Origin of the sequence: Paenibacillus sp. MZ03-122A (genome assembly GCF_024213325.1) — a bacterium.
In the GTDB taxonomy this organism is placed as follows: Bacteria; Bacillota; Bacilli; order Paenibacillales; family Paenibacillaceae; genus Paenibacillus; species Paenibacillus polymyxa_B.
This window is the reverse complement of the sequence record NZ_JANAVI010000002.1, coordinates 336,308-352,652: the sequence shown is the minus strand read 5'-3', so window position 1 is coordinate 352,652 and position 16,345 is coordinate 336,308. Positions and strand designations below refer to the sequence as shown.

At 46.1% G+C, this 16,345-nt stretch carries 15 protein-coding genes; 4 read left to right on the top strand and 11 right to left on the bottom strand.

Annotated elements, in window-relative coordinates; genetic code table 11:
• Window positions 1-191: 191 nt before the first annotated feature.
• The 3 genes from kduD to kduI form a co-directional block, all read right to left on the bottom strand.
• Window positions 192-968, bottom strand: coding sequence for a 2-dehydro-3-deoxy-D-gluconate 5-dehydrogenase KduD (gene kduD / locus NLX74_RS05545; protein ID WP_061831955.1), 777 nt, complete (start codon window positions 966-968; stop codon window positions 192-194).
• 48 nt (window positions 969-1,016) lie between these two features.
• A complete protein-coding gene (locus NLX74_RS05540; protein WP_025683172.1) occupies window positions 1,017-1,661 on the bottom strand; it encodes a bifunctional 2-keto-4-hydroxyglutarate aldolase/2-keto-3-deoxy-6-phosphogluconate aldolase in 645 nt (214 codons plus the stop codon).
• Between the two features lie 79 nt (window positions 1,662-1,740).
• A complete protein-coding gene (gene kduI, locus NLX74_RS05535) occupies window positions 1,741-2,571 on the bottom strand; it encodes a 5-dehydro-4-deoxy-D-glucuronate isomerase (RefSeq protein WP_061831956.1) in 831 nt (276 codons plus the stop codon).
• 340 nt (window positions 2,572-2,911) lie between these two features.
• Between kduI and NLX74_RS05530 the strand changes: the two genes are divergently transcribed.
• Complete coding sequence (locus NLX74_RS05530; RefSeq protein ID WP_254328153.1) at window positions 2,912-3,868, top strand: sugar kinase; 957 nt, start codon at window positions 2,912-2,914, stop codon at window positions 3,866-3,868.
• 182 nt (window positions 3,869-4,050) lie between these two features.
• Here the strand turns inward: NLX74_RS05530 and NLX74_RS05525 are convergent, their stop codons facing one another.
• The gene (locus tag NLX74_RS05525; protein WP_235306631.1) at window positions 4,051-5,064 is read right to left on the bottom strand and encodes a LacI family DNA-binding transcriptional regulator; all 1,014 of its coding nucleotides are present in this window, start codon (window positions 5,062-5,064) and stop codon (window positions 4,051-4,053) included.
• A 258-nt stretch (window positions 5,065-5,322) separates the two neighbouring features.
• A complete protein-coding gene (locus tag NLX74_RS05520) occupies window positions 5,323-6,732 on the bottom strand; it encodes an MATE family efflux transporter (RefSeq protein ID WP_254328152.1) in 1,410 nt (469 codons plus the stop codon).
• Window positions 6,733-7,089: 357 nt separating this feature from the next.
• Between NLX74_RS05520 and NLX74_RS05515 the strand changes: the two genes are divergently transcribed.
• The 3 genes from NLX74_RS05515 (at window position 7,090) to NLX74_RS05505 (ending at window position 10,538) form a co-directional block, all read left to right on the top strand.
• Window positions 7,090-8,097, top strand: a complete 1,008-nt coding sequence (locus tag NLX74_RS05515) for an acrylyl-CoA reductase family protein (RefSeq protein ID WP_254328151.1) — start codon at window positions 7,090-7,092, stop codon at window positions 8,095-8,097.
• A 235-nt stretch (window positions 8,098-8,332) separates the two neighbouring features.
• Window positions 8,333-8,893, top strand: coding sequence for an RNA polymerase sigma factor (locus tag NLX74_RS05510; protein WP_254328150.1), 561 nt, complete (start codon window positions 8,333-8,335; stop codon window positions 8,891-8,893).
• Entirely contained in the window at window positions 8,853-10,538 is a 1,686-nt protein-coding gene (locus NLX74_RS05505) for a DUF4179 domain-containing protein (protein WP_254328149.1), read from the top strand. The genes NLX74_RS05510 and NLX74_RS05505 overlap by 41 nt, the downstream gene beginning before the upstream one ends.
• A 108-nt stretch (window positions 10,539-10,646) precedes the next feature.
• Here the strand turns inward: NLX74_RS05505 and NLX74_RS05500 are convergent, their stop codons facing one another.
• The 6 genes from NLX74_RS05500 to NLX74_RS05475 form a co-directional block, all read right to left on the bottom strand.
• Entirely contained in the window at window positions 10,647-11,471 is an 825-nt protein-coding gene (locus NLX74_RS05500) for a carbohydrate ABC transporter permease (RefSeq protein WP_068939060.1), read from the bottom strand.
• Window positions 11,471-12,337, bottom strand: a complete 867-nt coding sequence (locus tag NLX74_RS05495; RefSeq protein ID WP_254328148.1) for a carbohydrate ABC transporter permease — start codon at window positions 12,335-12,337, stop codon at window positions 11,471-11,473. Before NLX74_RS05495 ends, NLX74_RS05500 begins: the two co-directional genes overlap by 1 nt.
• Window positions 12,338-12,353: 16 nt before the next feature.
• Window positions 12,354-13,586, bottom strand: coding sequence for an ABC transporter substrate-binding protein (locus NLX74_RS05490; RefSeq protein WP_254328337.1), 1,233 nt, complete (start codon window positions 13,584-13,586; stop codon window positions 12,354-12,356).
• Between the two features lie 197 nt (window positions 13,587-13,783).
• Window positions 13,784-14,551 (bottom strand): ABC transporter permease, encoded by a 768-nt coding sequence (locus NLX74_RS05485; protein ID WP_254328147.1) that lies wholly within the window; start codon window positions 14,549-14,551, stop codon window positions 13,784-13,786.
• Between the two features lie 12 nt (window positions 14,552-14,563).
• Window positions 14,564-15,364: an ABC transporter permease gene (locus NLX74_RS05480; protein ID WP_254328146.1), complete on the bottom strand. Its 801-nt coding sequence runs from the start codon at window positions 15,362-15,364 to the stop codon at window positions 14,564-14,566.
• Window positions 15,361-16,089: an ABC transporter ATP-binding protein gene (locus NLX74_RS05475; protein ID WP_254328145.1), complete on the bottom strand. Its 729-nt coding sequence runs from the start codon at window positions 16,087-16,089 to the stop codon at window positions 15,361-15,363. Before NLX74_RS05475 ends, NLX74_RS05480 begins: the two co-directional genes overlap by 4 nt.
• Window positions 16,090-16,345 lie beyond the last annotated feature (256 nt).

Sequence of the window (16,345 nt, the reverse complement as noted above, 5' to 3'; positions counted from 1 at the left end):
GCTGGAGCCTAGCAATTTTTATCTCATTAAATTATAAAGGCATTCGTGCCATATGCATAGGACGGATCGAAACAGCGCTCCAAGTCTTCAAGTTCAGCATATAGCTTCATTAAAAAATAAAAGCTGCCTGAAAGGATAGTTTCCTTTTGAGGCAGCTTTCAGTTCATAAACTTCGATGCGACCAGCGCTGCTTAACGTACCAGCCAGCCGCCGTCCACCGCCAAGATATGACCGTTCATGTAGTCGGAACCCTGACTGGCGAGGAAAACCACAACTCCCATCAAATCAGACGGATCGCCCCAACGACCCGCAGGAATACGCGACAGGATTTCTTGATTGCGACTTTCATCCGCACGGATTGGAGCTGTATTTGCCGTAGCAATATAACCCGGCGCAATCGCATTGATCTGAACGTTATGAACTGCCAGCTCGTTCGCAAATGCCTTGGTCAAACCAGCTACCGCATGCTTGCTCGCTGTATACGGTGGAACGAACTTGCCACCCTGAAAAGCAAGCATAGAAGCGACATTGATAATCTTCCCGCTTTTTTGCTCTACCATCACTTTTGCCACTTCCTGGCTCAGGTGATATACGGCATTCAGGTTAATCTCCATGACAGCGTCCCAATCCTCATCTTTATACTCCAGCAGAGGGGCGCGACGAATCGTACCTGCATTGTTTACAAGGATATCAATTTTACCGAATTCATTGACGCATTCTTCTACAATTTTCTTAATGGATTCTTTCTCTGTCAGATCAGCCTGATAAAAGGCAACCTTCACACCCGTTGGCTCCAGCAAACGTCTTGTTTCTTCATATTCATCATTGTTAGCTACAATGAACAGATTTGCACCTGCTTTAGCCAAAGCTACGGAATATCCTTGACCCAAACCAGTGTTGCCTCCTGTTACAATCGCCGTTTTACCTTTTAGACTGAAAAAATCCAGTGAAAAATTGTCCAGACCCATGCCTACGCCTCCATCACAAATTAGTATAAAACCTATAATTCCTGAAGCCTACAGCGCTGCGCGTACTTCCTTATATTTAGCTACATAACGTGCTGCATTTTCTGTGATCAAGTCGTAGCGACCTTCCTTGGCTGGAGCCGTCAAATTACCCCCAATTCCCACGGCTACACATCCGTTACGCAGCCAGGTTTCCATATTGTCCAGATCAACGCCACCAGTTGGCATAATCTGTACATGAGGCATTGGACCTCTGACAGCCTTCACAAAGTCCGCCCCCATCGCACTGCCTGGGAACAACTTCACGACATCGCTACCCAATTTCATGGCTTCCTTGATCTCATTCAGCGTCATACAGCCGGGCATATAAGGAATCGCGTACAAATTGCATAGCTTCGCTGTTTCTTCTTCAAAAGAAGGACTCACGACAAACTCTGCTCCGGCTAGAATAGCAATTCTTGCCGTCAGTGACTCCAGTACCGTTCCTGCACCAATCACTGCCCGATCCTTAAATTCGTCTCTCAATCTTCGAATGACCTGATCTGCATCCGGCGTCGTAAACGTAAGTTCAATATTATCCAAGCCGCCTTCAATGCAGGCTTTAGACATTAGATATGCTTCCTCCGCCGTATTTCCCCGAATGACTGCGACGACACCTACTGAAGTGATATGTTCCAAAACTTTCTTTTTCGTCATGTTCCTGATCCTTTCCACGAATGGGATGACCATGTACCCTCAGCCACTTGCAGGTTCACGCTCCAATACACTGATTGGATTAACGCAACTCGCTCATGGCAACCTGATCCATGTCTTTGTATGTTTTATTTTCACCGGCCATGCCCCAAATGAAGGTATAGCTGCCCGTAGCCGCACCGCAGTGGATAGACCAAGGTGGAGAAATAACGGCTTCATCATTTTTCATCACCAGATGGCGCGTTTCGTTCGGTTCACCCATCAGGTGGAACATTCTCGCATTCTCATCCAGTTCAAAGTAGAAATACACTTCCATCCGCCGGTCATGAACATGTGTCGGCATGGAGTTCCACACACTGCCGTTCTCCAACGTCGTCATCCCCATAACCAATTGGCAACTTTGAATGCCTTCATCATGGATAAAGCGACGCAACGTACGGTTGTTAGCTGTTTCCTGCGAACCCAGACTTTCAGACGGTACATCGGCAAAAGACTGCTTCGTCGTCGGATACGTGGTATGAGCCAGAGCCGAAACGATATAAAATTTCGCAGGCTTTTCACTGGAATCGCTTTCAAAGATCAACTCCTTGCCCCCTCTGCCTACATAGAGACAGTCTTTTGTGGCCAGCTCGTAAGTTTCACCGTCCACCTTGACCGTACCGCTGCCGCCGACATTAAAAATGCCCAGTTCGCGGCGCTCCAGGAAAGTTTCTGCTTTGATTTGATCGTTACCTTCCAGCGCAACAGATTTATTCACGGGATAAATGCCCCCGATAATGACACGATCTTCATGCGTATAGACCAGCTTTACCTCCTCAGGTACAAACAGTTCCTGGATCAAATAGTGCTGACGCAACTCTTCAGTCGTAAAATGCTTGGCATGTTCGGGATGAGTTGAATAACGCATTTCCATAAAAACATTCCTCCTGTTTAGATAAACTTTTTTATCAACGGAATTGTTATAAAAGCGGTTTCTAACTCTACTTCTTAGCTAGAATTGTAATAATTATCTAAGAGGGTGTCAACCCAAAACTTCATTATTCCTAAAAAAACCCTTAGTACATTCGAAGTTTTACACGCTTTTTACCTTTTGATAAACAAAACCACATTTTTTTATCTATATTACCTAAAAAGTTTTTAGCCAATATATCAACTTCATCATTGTGAAAAACCGATTTATGTGATAATTTCAATTTATTCAGTTGGTGCATGCGCTTACAGATTAAGTTTACTAAACATAAGGAGGAATACAAATGACCGCAACATTGGATGCTGTTACCTTCGGAGAACCGATGGCCATGTTTTATGCCAATGAAGCAGGCTCTCTGGATGAGGTGCGTTCATTCACCAAAGCGTTGGCCGGGGCAGAGACGAATGTTTCAGCCGGTTTGGCGCGTTTGGGTCTACGGGCGGGACTCGTGACCAAACTCGGCGAGGATACGTTCGGCAAGTTCATTGCCAGTGCGCTACGTGAGGAAGGGATCAACACACAGAACGTCATGTTTACCAAAGACCACTCTACCGGAATGCTGATTAAATCCAAAGTTACAAGTGGGGACCCCGAGGTGGAATATTTCCGCAAACATTCGGCCGCTTCTACATTAAGCATCGCTGATTTTAACGAGGCTTATTTTTCCGGAGCTCGCCATCTGCATTTTACAGGTATTTCTGTCGCCCTCTCTCCTGAGTGCCGTGATTTCGCACGTCATGCGCGGCAATTTATGAAAAAGGCTGGTAAAACCGTATCCTTTGATCCGAACCTTAGACCTAAGTTATGGCCTGACACGAAAACGATGGTGGAGGCGATTAATGAGGCATCTGAGGGGTGCGACTGGCTTCTACCCGGCATTCATGAAGGTAAAATATTAACAGGCTACACCTCACCGGAGGATATTGCTTCGTTCTACCTCGATCGCGGCACCTCGCTGGTCATTATCAAGCTGGGAACCGAAGGCGCCTATTACAAATCCGCAGATGCGGAGGGATATGTCAAACGTTTCCGCGTAGATCATGTCGTGGATACCGTCGGTGCCGGTGACGGATTTGCCGCAGGCGTTATCAGCGCGCTGCTGGAGGGCTTGCCCCTGGCAGAAGCAGTCAAACGCGGGAATGCCCTCGGCGCACTGGCCGTCATGTCAGCCGGAGATATGGACGGCTATCCGACACGAGCCGAGCTGGAATCCTTTTTGCTCAGCGCCAGCACAAATTAGTCGGGGTTTATTCCCCGCATAACCTTCACCGCTATAAGCGCAAGCTCAACAAGGCCGAATCCAAAGTCAGCCTTAACTTCCAATAGCCCGTATTCGCGTTTGTACGATCTGAGCAGCATACGCATACTCAGATCGTACAAAGGAATACGGGCTATTTTTATAATATATGACACATTGCTCGTCTACAGCGTTTTGACGGATTCTCCCCGATTGATATCCGGCACAAATCGGTAAATAATCGGGACTGATTCGCCGCCTTCCTCAATGCTGGACAGCAGTGTTTTTGCTGCCTGCTTCCCCATATCCGCAATGGGTTGTGTAATGGTCGTAATCGGCGGATTGTAAATATGGGCAAACTCCGCATCGTCAATCCCGATAATGGACAGCTCTGCCGGAATACGTATACGGCGGGCATTCACATACTTTAACACCTCAGCCAACACGATATCATTCCCGGCCAACAGCGCAGTCGGCGGCTCCGGCAGTTGGAACAGCTCCTTCAGCGTCCGCTGGATTTCTTCTCTCGGCACACTGTGCATATATTCTTCACGAGATGGCAAGCCATGCTCCTCCAGCGCCTTTTTGTATCCGCTAAGCCGCTCCACTCGTGGAGTAATCCGATTCAGGCCAAGGGGCAAGGTAATCAGCGCAATTCGCTCATGCTTGTGAGCCACAAGTTCCTGAATCGCCAACTTAACCGCCATTTCGTTATCCAGCAGCAGACTGCGCGTATTGACACCGTCCACCAAGCGGTCTAAAAACACCAATGGATATTTCTCACGAATGAGCTGGTTGTAAATGTCTGCATGCTTGCCTGTCGGGAAGATGATCAGGCCATCCACCTGCCGAGCCTTGAGCATCTCAATATACTGACCCTCCTTGTCCGGGTTTTCATCGGCGTTGCAAATGATCACCTGAATGCCAAAACGTTGCAATTCCTCCTCAATCGCACGGATAGACTGGATCGAAAGGGTATAGTCAATGTTGGCTACAATGACCCCCACCATAAACGTCCGGTTTTGCTTCAAGCTGCGGGCCAGCCCGTTAGGCTGATAGTTCAGCTCTTGAATAACCTCGGCAATCCGGTCTCTGGTCTGGTCGCTCATATATTTATATCGTTTGTTCAGAAATTGCGAGACAGTGCTTTTAGACACTCCTGCCTTCTGGGCAACATCTTCAATCGTCGGCTTCTTCATCGGTACACTCCTTGTCTTTCATGTACTGCGTTAGTGCAACAAAAGTATATCTTTTTTTTAGTAAATTTACCACACTTCAATTTATGAATGCCATTATGATATAAGTCGAACTTCAAAGTTGCCTATCGTGCCACCGTGTAGAAGTATGGTTCTCCAGCAGCAAAAAGGAGGCAGTTCAAGATGTTCTCTTGAACTGCCTCCGCGTACACAACTTTATCGAAAAGCTAGGTTCCAGCTGGCCCTAAATGCTGCTCGACATCAATGTGCCGGAACGGGCGTTGCAGACTGATCTGGTGTATCGTGCTCGACCAGCGCATGCTTTTCCCATAAACGGCTTTTCCAGCGGGCATACATGATGACAGCACGAGTCCATTCATCAGCAGCAATGGCCAGCCACACACCGGCGAGCCCCATGTCCAGCTTGAACACAAGCAGATAACCAAGCGGCAAGCTCATACAGACCATGGAGATCAGACCCATAAAGACCGGGAACTTCGCATCTCCAGCAGCACGTAACGAGTTAATAATGACGATATTCGTGGTCCGGCCAGTTTCTAGCAGAATGCTAAGTAAAATGACCTGTGCTCCCAAACGAATAATTTCAGGGTTTTCCGTGAACAAACCAAGCAAGGGAACACGGAAAAAGATGACCACCGCATCAATAATCACGGTCACGAGTAGCGCCCATTTCACACTGGTCAGTACACGTTTATAAGCCGTATCCTTCTGTCTGGCTCCCACGAGCCTTCCTACCACAATAGCCGTACCCATACCAACTGCCATACTGAATAAGTAAATATAGCTCGAAATATTATTCGCATATTGACGTGTCGCCATTGCTTCTGCGCCCAGATAAGTCACGTACAGTGTGAAGATGAGCTGACACGACTGATACATAATGGACTCCAGCGCGGATGGTACACCAATGCGCAATATTTTAGAGATGAACTTTTTGGACAATTGGACGTAATATTTCCACTCAACACGAACCTCAGTGACCCGGTACATCAGCCAGAAGAAGATCAGGAGACAAATAAAGCGGCTACCTACTGTAGAAATAGCAGCACCTTCTACTCCAAGTGCAGGCATTCCCCAATGCCCAAAAATCAAAACATAGTTGCCGACCACGTGGATCACGTTCATAAAAACCGATACATACATTGTTTCTTTGGTAAAACCATGTGTACGAATAGTCGCCGCCAGCGCATTAATCAATGCTTGAAGAAAAATGGCACCCCCGACGATGCTCATATAAGACTCCGCGTAAGCCAGAATCTCACCCTGGACATTCAGCCATTGCAACATGTGCGTACCAAATACGAGAAAAATTACGCTAAGCAAAAGACCTACCATCAAATTCAACGTAATGGCCGTACCTGTAACCTGGGCCGCTTCGACTAGTTTCTTAGAACCGATATATTGAGCTACGACGATAGCAGCGCCGTTGCCGATAACCTCCAGTACAAGGATAGCAATTGAAATAATTTGATTGGACGCGCCCACACCCGACACCGCATTATCAGATACAGAACTGATCATGAATGTGTCGACGCTCCCCATTAGCATAAACAGAAACAATTCAAGGAAAATAGGCCATGTTAAACGGAACAAATTCAGTTCCCTAGCTTCGGACAATACCGAACCTTTTTTTAGTGCTCTGGTTGTCATTCATTCACCTTTCTTCATAGATTTATTTAACGATCAAAAGGTATGTTAGCACAGTCATTCTGAAAATACATCCCGTTTACGTAAAATGATTTGCAAAATGCGTAAGAATTCATTTATCACCCTCTTTATAATTGATTATCGAACTTTATTGAAACAGGATATTGCAAGAATATATCAGTAGTCTGGTCTTTTCGACGCAATTATGAGCTAAAGAGTATAATAGAATACGAGCCTGTGAGCATTGCCGCTGACAGGTTGTGAAGATTGTTGTATGCTTCCTAAGCATAATTTGTGAATTAAAGATGGAATATATAGGATATCCATAGGGTTAAAAGGTAATAAAGGAGGCTTTTACAGATGACTCAATCATTTCAAGCTCTTGTCGTCGATCAGACACAGGACGGTGAAGTTCAAGCAGAGGTACGTTCTCTGGAAGCTAGCAGTTTACCTGCTGGAGAAGTATTGATTCGTGTCGCTTATTCCAGCATCAATTATAAAGATGGACTTGCTGCCCGCAAGGATGGAAATATTGTCAAATCTTATCCGTTCGTACCAGGCATAGATTGCTCGGGAACCGTCGTCTCTTCGGAGGATAGCCGCTTTAGCGAAGGACAAGCGGTGCTCGTTACCGGATACGGGCTGGGTGTGTCTCAATTCGGAGGATTCAGCCAATATGCACGCGTGCACGCGGACTGGGTGGTTCCACTTCCGAACGGACTCACGCCGAGAGAGGCGATGATTTTCGGGACAGCTGGATTCACCGCAGCCCTGTCGTTATATCGGCTGGAACAAAACGGCGTTACTCCGGAGCAGGGCAAGGTACTCGTCACCGGAGCGACAGGCGGGGTAGGCGGGGCAGCCATTGCCTTGCTGAGCAAGAGGGGCTATCATGTCGTAGCCAGCAGTGGCAAGGCCGATGCGCACGATTACCTCAAGGCGCTTGGAGCAGCCGAGGTTATTTCGCGCGAGGAGGTCTACGACGGTGCGGAGAGCATCCGCCCGCTAAGCAAGCAGCTTTGGCAAGCGGCTGTTGATCCTGTAGGCGGAAAGCCGCTCGCTTCGCTGCTCAGCCAGATCGCCTACAACGGCTCCGTTGCCGTGAGCGGCCTGACGGCAGGCACCAAGCTACCTACGACGGTGCTGCCGTTTATTTTGCGCGGCGTAAGTCTGCTGGGCATAGACTCTGTCTTCTGCCCATACGACACCCGCGTAGCGATCTGGGAGCGGCTCGGCAGCGAATGGAAGCCGGAACAGCTGGAGCAGCTCGTTGAGCGCGAAGTCGGATTGGCCGACCTGCCAAGCGCGCTCGAAGACATCCTTGCAGCCCGCTCGCAAGGAAGAACGCTAGTACGGCTGGTTGACTAAGCGGAGTAGTCCGCAAGCTATCCATTAGCGTGTTTTCGCGTGAAGAAGTGTCATCCCTTAGGGTCTAGCATAGGAACATGTAAGAAGCCTGTAAATCTGCAATTTTGAGATTTACAGGCTTCTTTTTTTCGTGTGGTACATTTGAAGCAGACGGTTTACTTTTTGCAACCAAATGAACCTTTTGAGAACCTCAGTTGTTATATAGATAAACTGCACGAGAAAGGAGAGCACATCATTGGAGAGCAATCGAGAGTTGTTTGATTTGTATCAACGAGATGTATACCGAACCTGCTACTACATGGTACATAATGCATCGGATGCAGAGGATTTAACGCAGGAAGTGTTTATCATCCTGTTTCGCAGCAAACGTGAACAGATCGAACGACTAAAAGCCTGGATTATGAAGATTACGGTCAATCATTGTCTGAATTACCTTAAACGCCAGAAAAGCCTGCATTTGAAGGTATCGGCTAATCCCTATCTATTTAGCGGGGCGGAAGGTAAACCTGTAGACAGGCTGGTGGAAGAACGCGAATCGGCAGAGGAATGGGCCGTTTATATGAATCGCCTTCCGGCCAAAATCCGCGCTGTGCTGACACTCCGCTATATGCATGATTTCACGCTGGCGGAAATATCAAAACTGCTGGAAATTCCGCTGGGAACCGTCAAATCGAGGACTCACAAAGGACTAAAGTTATTGGAGCAAATATTGTGGGATGCAGGGGTACAAATTCCCGAGATGGAAGGAGAGAACTATGAACAACATAGAAAAGGCATTGAAGCGCAAGTTAAATGATGATTCGGAAATGGCCTATCCTGACTTCGATGAGATGTGGAACCGGATGGAACAGACAGGGCATACTGCCCCTACGCTAACCGACACTTCCGATTCATTCACTCCCCACCGACACAGAAACTGGCGCAAAATAGCTATTGCCGCCTCTCTAAGCGCACTTCTGGTTGCAGTTCCTGTCTATGCCGCCATCCACTACAACTGGGACAATCTGCTACGCGGAAGAAGTGGCATCCAGACAGCATTAAAGCAAAACCTCGGGCAACCGCTGGAGCAGTCCGTGACCAGAGACGGAGTGAAGCTAACGCTGCATACAGCTATTGTCGATGAGAACCGGACCGTGATCCTGTACAGCTTGGAGGTCGGAAAACGAGCAGAGAACGAGTTTTGGAATGTCAAAGGCGTATCGCTAAAAAGTGCTGCGGGGGAAAGCAGTGCAGGGGAATATAACTTCCAGCAATGGGACCCGAAAAATCAACGGTACAACGGGTACTTTGAAAGTGATTGGACACCGCAGCAAGAAACAGAGAACGTGCAGCTGACCATAGATCATATAGAGCTCACCAGCGTTCAGGAACTGGATTTGCCGCTCGATATTCGGTCGCCTCAAATACAGACGTTCAAGCTGGATCGTAGCGGCTTACAAGATATGAAGGTACAGGTATTCGAACAAGGTAAGGACAAACTGATGCTGTCCTCAGCGATTACCTTCGATTCGTCCATACCCAAGAGATGGGACAATCCACAAATTATTGCCTACAAAGGCGACGAGCCTGTGATGTCGCAGCCTGGAGGGGCTTTTGGCAAACCCGGTGATAACGGGGAGTATACAGCACAGCAATATTTTTTCAAAGCGGATATGCCGGAAGGACGGACTACCTTCAAACTTCAATATGCGCAAACCGAGAAAAGTATACATGAACCTATAAAATTTGACCTGCAGCTAAGCAAGAAGAAGATGGAAAGCGGGACGATTAAAAGTGCGCTGAATATCCCACTGGAGAAAGGCAATCCAAATGTTTTGCTAGAACAAATGATTGTCACACCTACGCAAATCCGTGTCACGATCAGAAGCAAGGAGAAGTTCGCCATGTTACCTTATCAAAAGTACTTTCTTTCTGTGAACGGCACAACATTAGAAGGTAGTCGTTGGTCTTCACCTGATCAGGAACACGATCTGAACACGATCCGTTTTGAACGACCTTCCAATCTTGTGATTACCAAGGACACTCCTGTTACTTTTACAGGCAAATACAAGGTTACGACCCATTCGGATGACAAAACGCCACAGCGTTTAACTGATATTTCTGAGCAAAAGCAGACGCTAACGACGCAAATCGGTGGCTATCCTGTGAAGTGGACCTACTACAAACAGGGATCAGACTTATTCGTAGAAACCGAAAGCGGGGATGCTCACTTTGGAGGGATTAACCAGACGCATATTGGCCTGGGTAAAGAACGGATTATCGGCAAGCCGATCACTGCCAATTTTGCCGGAGACGGCAATAACAAGGCAGTGGATGTCTACAAGAACTTCAAAAAGAAGGAAGCTTTTATCTATATGTTCTACTATACAACGGACGACCCGGAAGCAGAGACAACCGTATCCTTACAGCCTCTGACAAGCAACAGCGAAGCATCTAAATAGCAATGCTATAAAAAGAGGGTCCTCTATACCTGTGTGAACCGTGGTATAGGGGACCCCTTTTTATTTTCCTAGGAAAGCACAGTCTGCCTGGAACGGTTGACTCCCGTCCTACTTTACAGAACCTTGCGTAACGCCGTTGATGATCCATTTTTGTGCAATCAGATAGACAATAATCATCGGCAGCAAGGCCATCAGATACGAGGCAAAGGCCAGATTGAAGTCGGTATTGAACTGCCCCTGAAACACATACTGGACGAGCGGTAGCGTATATTGCTCCGCATCGCTAATAATAATGAGCGGCAGCAGGAAGTCGTTATATGTGGACAGACAAGTGAGAATTCCCACCGTAGCACTAATCGGCGCCATCAGCGGGAATATAATGCGCCAAAAAGTACCCCATGTCGTCGCACCATCTACCGTGGCCGCCTCTTCCAATGCCACCGGAATGGAGCGAATATAACCGACATACACGAAAACATTAAACGCCAAACCATACACCGTATGCAGCATAATGAGACCCAACAGATTAGTCATATGAAGGCCCGAGGCCAGTTTTACAATCGGCAGCATGATGATCGGGAACGGTATAAACATGGCGCTCACAAAGTAAAAATATAATCCCTTAAAAAAGCGTCGCTGCATATTACGGGCAATCGCATAAGCGACCATCGAATTGGTTAGCAAAGTCAATATGACCGTCGATGTCGTGACCATCACACTGTTCTGAAAAGCGCTGAAGAAGTTGGTCATTTCTACTGCACGACTAAAATTTTCCCAATGCAGCTCGGTCGGAAAGGCAAAGGCGGAGTGCGCCATCTGTTCGGGATTTTTAAGTGCTATCGTTACCGTCATATAGAGGGGAAACAGGATAAATATTGTCCCCAACGCTACCAGAAACAGCACAGGCCAGTTGGTACGTCTGCTTGTTTTCATCAGTTATCCATCTCCCTTCTCTGGAGGAATCGCAGCTGTAAGATGGAAATGATCGCGATCACAATAAAGTAAATAACAGAGTTAGCCGACTGATAAGCAAATTCTCCGCCTTTAAATCCCCCGGTGTATATCAGGTGGGAAATCGACTGGGTGGCTCGTCCCGGCCCGCCATTCGTCAAAGCCACGATCTGATCGAACACCATCAGGGAATTTTTCATCGCCAATACCATATTAATCGTGAAGAACGGAGCAATTAACGGAAAGGTAATACTCCAGAATTCGCGCCATTTCCCCGCACCATCCAGATTGGACGCCTCATACAGACTTGTCGGAATGGTTTGCAGCCCGGCCAGATAAAGAATCGTATTAAAGGCAATGCCTTGCCATACGGCTACGATGACAACCCCCACCCAAGCCAGTTGTTCGCTGCCCAAAATGTTCGTCGACAATGAGGTAATACCTAAATTTTGCCCCCAAATCGTAAATACGTTCGAGAACAAGTAATTGAATATGTAACCCACGATCAGCACGCTCAAAATATTAGGCAGAAAATAAATACCGCGGAAAAAGTTACGAAACCGTATTTTAGCATTCAGCCCTATCGCAATCAGCAAACTAAGGATATTAGTTGCAATGGTAACCACAATCGCAAATTTGAAAGTAAACCAGTATGCGTTCCCCACATTATCATCCTGAAACAAATTAATATAGTTCTTAAACCCGACAAAGTGATACTGATGACCAAAGCCGTTCCAGTTCGTAAGCGAATAATAAAAGCCCTGCAAGGCAGGCAAGGTCAAAAATACAAAAAACAATAGCACCGCCGGTACCGTCATCCAGTAAAAAGTCGTTAGTCGCTTATTCATGTCTCCTCCTCCTCTCCTATCGGCGGTTAGCTACCTTATCCCATTCTCGGTCCAGCTTGGCCAGATAAGAGTCGATGTCTCTGTTTTGCAGGAAGGCCTGCACAATCGAATTCAATTGGACCGCTTTGGGAATATAGTGATCGGCAAAATCAACAACGCGGCCCGATTTAAAATACGGCAACAGCTCTGCCACACTCGGATCATCCTGCGTGACTCCCTTCACCGCCGAAAACAGCGTTTGCTCTGTAATGTATTGCTTGCTGTTCTCCGGCTTCAACAAGAAGGCAATGAACTCCTCGGCTTCCTTTTTATGCGGAGTGCTCTCCGATACGGCTAATAGCGTATCTATACCGGACACCAGTTTGACCGCCTTTTCGTCATTCCCTGTTGGTAATGGGAAAAAACCAAGCTCCACTTTCGGGTTAGCTTTGCGAATTTCAGATATGGCCCACGAGCCCTGAATGTACATCAATCCCTGCCCGTTAGCGAAGGCACGGTTACCGTCGGCATAGTTTTTGCCAAAATTATCGCCATGTCCGTATTTCAATAGCTCCAGCTGCTTTTCAGCAACCTCGCGGTACTTGTCCTGAAAAGTGACCTGATTTTCACGCCGTTGCAGGAAAAAATCAATGCCCACCAGATTCGGGCCCAGCGCATTAAAGGGGAGGTTCGTTTGCCAATCATCTTTATATGTAAAATAGAACGGGATTTTTCCGGCTGCCTTGATCTTTTGCGCCGTTGCAATCAGCTCATCCCACGTTTTGGGCACCCGTAATCCCATTTCCTTAAAAAGCGTTTTGTTATACATCACACCATTCGCATTCGCAGCATAAGGAATTCCATACACGGGATCGACCCCGGTTACATCCTTAAGCATTTTGAGGTAAATCGGATCAATCGTACGTGGCAATTCTGTATTCGCCAGGTCCGTAAAAATACCACTTTGCGCCAAAATGGAGTAGGTATCGGTGGCCCCAAGCCCTACAATGTCAGGTACATCGTTTTTGACAACCCGGGTCAATAACACAGTCTCTGCCTCTGGCGGATTGACCTGTGTCACTTCAATACCGGGATGTTCCTGATTGAATTGAGAGATTAGCTTATCGAATGAACCCTTGGCCTCCGGCTTGTTTTGAAAAAACTCAATTTTCACCTTACCCGAAGCATCGTCCTTGTTGCATGCGCTTACAAAAAAAGCCAATAAAAGGATCGCCGCCAGTGTAGACAGCTTTTTGACCCAACACCACATACTCATACCTCCTCTTCCCCTATGTCAATCTATGCGGGACTAGACAATTAATACCCGTCCCTTATGGAAAAGAAACGATACTGCTACAACAATCTGATAACAGGAGGAACCAATGTTAAAAAAGATCCAATTGACCCTCAAATGGTCGGTTGGATCTTTCTTTTACTTTTATGATGTTCAGGTTACAAGTCTTATTTCTAAACAATCTTTTTTTCCCATCGTGTAAAACTAATAATGATACTTACCAGAATCAATCCACCTGCACACATCCAAAAATTAAAAGAACTGTCTACTCTTAAAGCAAGCATTATTTGCTGAAATGGGTCCATTAACATAATGAGGGGCCTAAACAACTCAAAGAGAAATACGGATAAGATAAGAATCACTATATAAGCAAACAGTGGCCGTGACATGAACAAACATACAGCGCTACTCAACATGAGCTTTACCAAGCAAACCAGCGTTAATACCAAATAAAACGAAAGTATGTAGGGTACGGCATCTGATGGGGAAGAGGCGACGGATGAACCATATTTAAAAAAAGTAGAGCTGTGCGGGAAAAACAACCATCCAGCGAATACACCTATAAGCAAGCTTGTCCCCATAAAAATGGCCGTTGAGGCTGATAGTGCGAGCAACTTGGCAAGCCAAAACTGAAAACGTCGATACGGTCGTAGCATATATAGCCTATATGCTCCAGAATAGAGATCGCCGCTTAACTGATCCACGTACAGAATGGGCAGGATTGCTGTAACTAGAAATAAGGCAACCTCACTCATCATCAGCCACGGCAGGTTCAGATTATTTACGACCACAGTTCCTTCACCAAAACGTAAGACCTTCGTACCCGTTACTTTATGGCTCCATATAATTGCAACCACGATGAATATATAGGCTATATATAATAAGAGAGTGGCTTTGCGATTCCAAATTCGTTCCATTTCACTTCGCCAGATTGCCAGCATGAGGAAATCCCCCTAATACAGATAATCATCAGTCACAAAACGGCGGTATGCGCCCCAAGTAAACAAGATAAGATATAGACTAACAACGGTGATAATCGCCCCATTCACAGACAAATTCCCCATTAAGGACCTATCTAATCCTGTATGCTGCATATATGGAATAATCATAAATGCGATCACATTGTATAGGTATGGGATATGGGAAACAAAAGAAGCCAGTTTTAAATATAATGAATCAAACAACAGAGAACCCAGATTGTATACCATACAAACACCGATGGCATACGTTACACTTTTGCTATACATAGCGACGAAACAATAGAAGGAGCTTATTGCCAATAATGAGGCAAGCGCCCAACCATAGTATTTAAGCATCTGCAGTCCTTGAGATCCGGACAACCCCGCATCACTTACATCATATGAAAGAGTCCATACTTCAACGATCACCTGCGAAGATACTGCAAATACAATGAGAAGAAACAAAATAGTAGCATTTAAAACCAGCAGTTTACTCCAGAAAATCTGCCCGCGGGTAAATCGGCGCATAAATAACAACCGCAGTTGCCCGCTTCGAAATTCCTCTGTGTATACAGCAGCAGCTAAAGCAGCTACAGCTATGTTGCATACTAAAAACAAATTCTCACGCAGACCAGTAACGACAAAGTTTAAAGATAATACCTCAACAGGAACCTTCATCGTGCGCAAAAAATATACTCCTGTCGAACAAGCAAGCAGCGGCGTACATAACACCATGAGCCAGAACCACTTTCGTCTCCATAATCGCTCGAACTCACTGTATATTAATGATTTCATAGTCCCATCAATCCCATGAAAGCATCCTCTAGCCGTTGGCCGTCCTCTACTAGTTGATCAGCAGGTCCCTGCCAAACTAGCCTGCCCTCTTTGATAACAATGAGTTCGTCACACATCTGTTGCAGTTCATCCAACAGATGACTGGAGATAAAAAAGGCATAATTTGCTGAATCACGTAGCTGAAGCACGATATCTCTCAGCTCCCGCATTCCCATAGGATCAAGCCCATTAGACGGTTCATCCAGCAATAAAAGCTCAGGAGCACCCAGCATGGACTGCGCAATACCTAGCCTTTGCTTCATTCCCAGCGAATAGGTTTTCACCTTGTCATCTCCCCGTGTTTCCAGTCTCACCTTTGTAAGCAACTCTTCAATATGCATCTCCCGATCTGAGGGCACAATCTCAGAGTGTAACCGTGACAAATTGCGCAAAACCTGTCTGCCTGTCATATAATCAAAAAAGACCGGAGATTCAATAATAGCCCCCACCTTGGACAGCGCCTTTTCCCGATCTGTCTGTACATCATATGAAGCTATCTTTACAGAGCCGCTGGTTGGCTGCATTAATCCGGTCATGATTCGCATCATTGTAGTTTTACCAGCTCCATTAGGTCCGATGAATCCATATATCTTCCCTTTCTGAAGCTTAAAGGAAACACGGTCTAACAAATGTCTTTTCCCCATTCTTTTCGTTACCTGACTGACCTCCAGTAAGGAGTCTGACATACTATTCCCTCCATCCATAACAAATCACAACAAAGTTCCAACGCGTGCATTTGATATGTAAGATCATGATGGACAACACATACTTCACTTAACAATGAAACATATTATTTATTCAATTTAAAAAATATCACATGTTGCGAAATGCAAACAACTTTCTTTATATGTAAAATATAATAATAATGATACATCAATTCCATTTATCTTAATTAATGGTCATTAATTTTCGTGATGATCTCTTTGTCTTTACACTGCAAAA

What these genes read in the sequence shown, in the direction of transcription:
- kduD (WP_061831955.1), bottom strand. Translation starts at nt 968, where the DNA reads ATGGGTCTGGACAATTTTTCACTGGATTTTTTCAGTCTAAAAGGTAAA.
- NLX74_RS05540 (WP_025683172.1), bottom strand. Translation starts at nt 1,661, where the DNA reads ATGACGAAAAAGAAAGTTTTGGAACATATCACTTCAGTAGGTGTCGTC.
- kduI (WP_061831956.1), bottom strand. Translation starts at nt 2,571, where the DNA reads ATGGAAATGCGTTATTCAACTCATCCCGAACATGCCAAGCATTTTACG.
- NLX74_RS05530 (WP_254328153.1), top strand. Translation starts at nt 2,912, where the DNA reads ATGACCGCAACATTGGATGCTGTTACCTTCGGAGAACCGATGGCCATG.
- NLX74_RS05525 (WP_235306631.1), bottom strand. Translation starts at nt 5,064, where the DNA reads ATGAAGAAGCCGACGATTGAAGATGTTGCCCAGAAGGCAGGAGTGTCT.
- NLX74_RS05520 (WP_254328152.1), bottom strand. Translation starts at nt 6,732, where the DNA reads ATGACAACCAGAGCACTAAAAAAAGGTTCGGTATTGTCCGAAGCTAGG.
- NLX74_RS05515 (WP_254328151.1), top strand. Translation starts at nt 7,090, where the DNA reads ATGACTCAATCATTTCAAGCTCTTGTCGTCGATCAGACACAGGACGGT.
- NLX74_RS05505 (WP_254328149.1), top strand. Translation starts at nt 8,853, where the DNA reads ATGAACAACATAGAAAAGGCATTGAAGCGCAAGTTAAATGATGATTCG.
- NLX74_RS05500 (WP_068939060.1), bottom strand. Translation starts at nt 11,471, where the DNA reads ATGAAAACAAGCAGACGTACCAACTGGCCTGTGCTGTTTCTGGTAGCG.
- NLX74_RS05495 (WP_254328148.1), bottom strand. Translation starts at nt 12,337, where the DNA reads ATGAATAAGCGACTAACGACTTTTTACTGGATGACGGTACCGGCGGTG.
- NLX74_RS05490 (WP_254328337.1), bottom strand. Translation starts at nt 13,586, where the DNA reads ATGTGGTGTTGGGTCAAAAAGCTGTCTACACTGGCGGCGATCCTTTTA.
- NLX74_RS05485 (WP_254328147.1), bottom strand. Translation starts at nt 14,551, where the DNA reads ATGCTGGCAATCTGGCGAAGTGAAATGGAACGAATTTGGAATCGCAAA.
- NLX74_RS05480 (WP_254328146.1), bottom strand. Translation starts at nt 15,364, where the DNA reads ATGAAATCATTAATATACAGTGAGTTCGAGCGATTATGGAGACGAAAG.
- NLX74_RS05475 (WP_254328145.1), bottom strand. Translation starts at nt 16,089, where the DNA reads ATGTCAGACTCCTTACTGGAGGTCAGTCAGGTAACGAAAAGAATGGGG.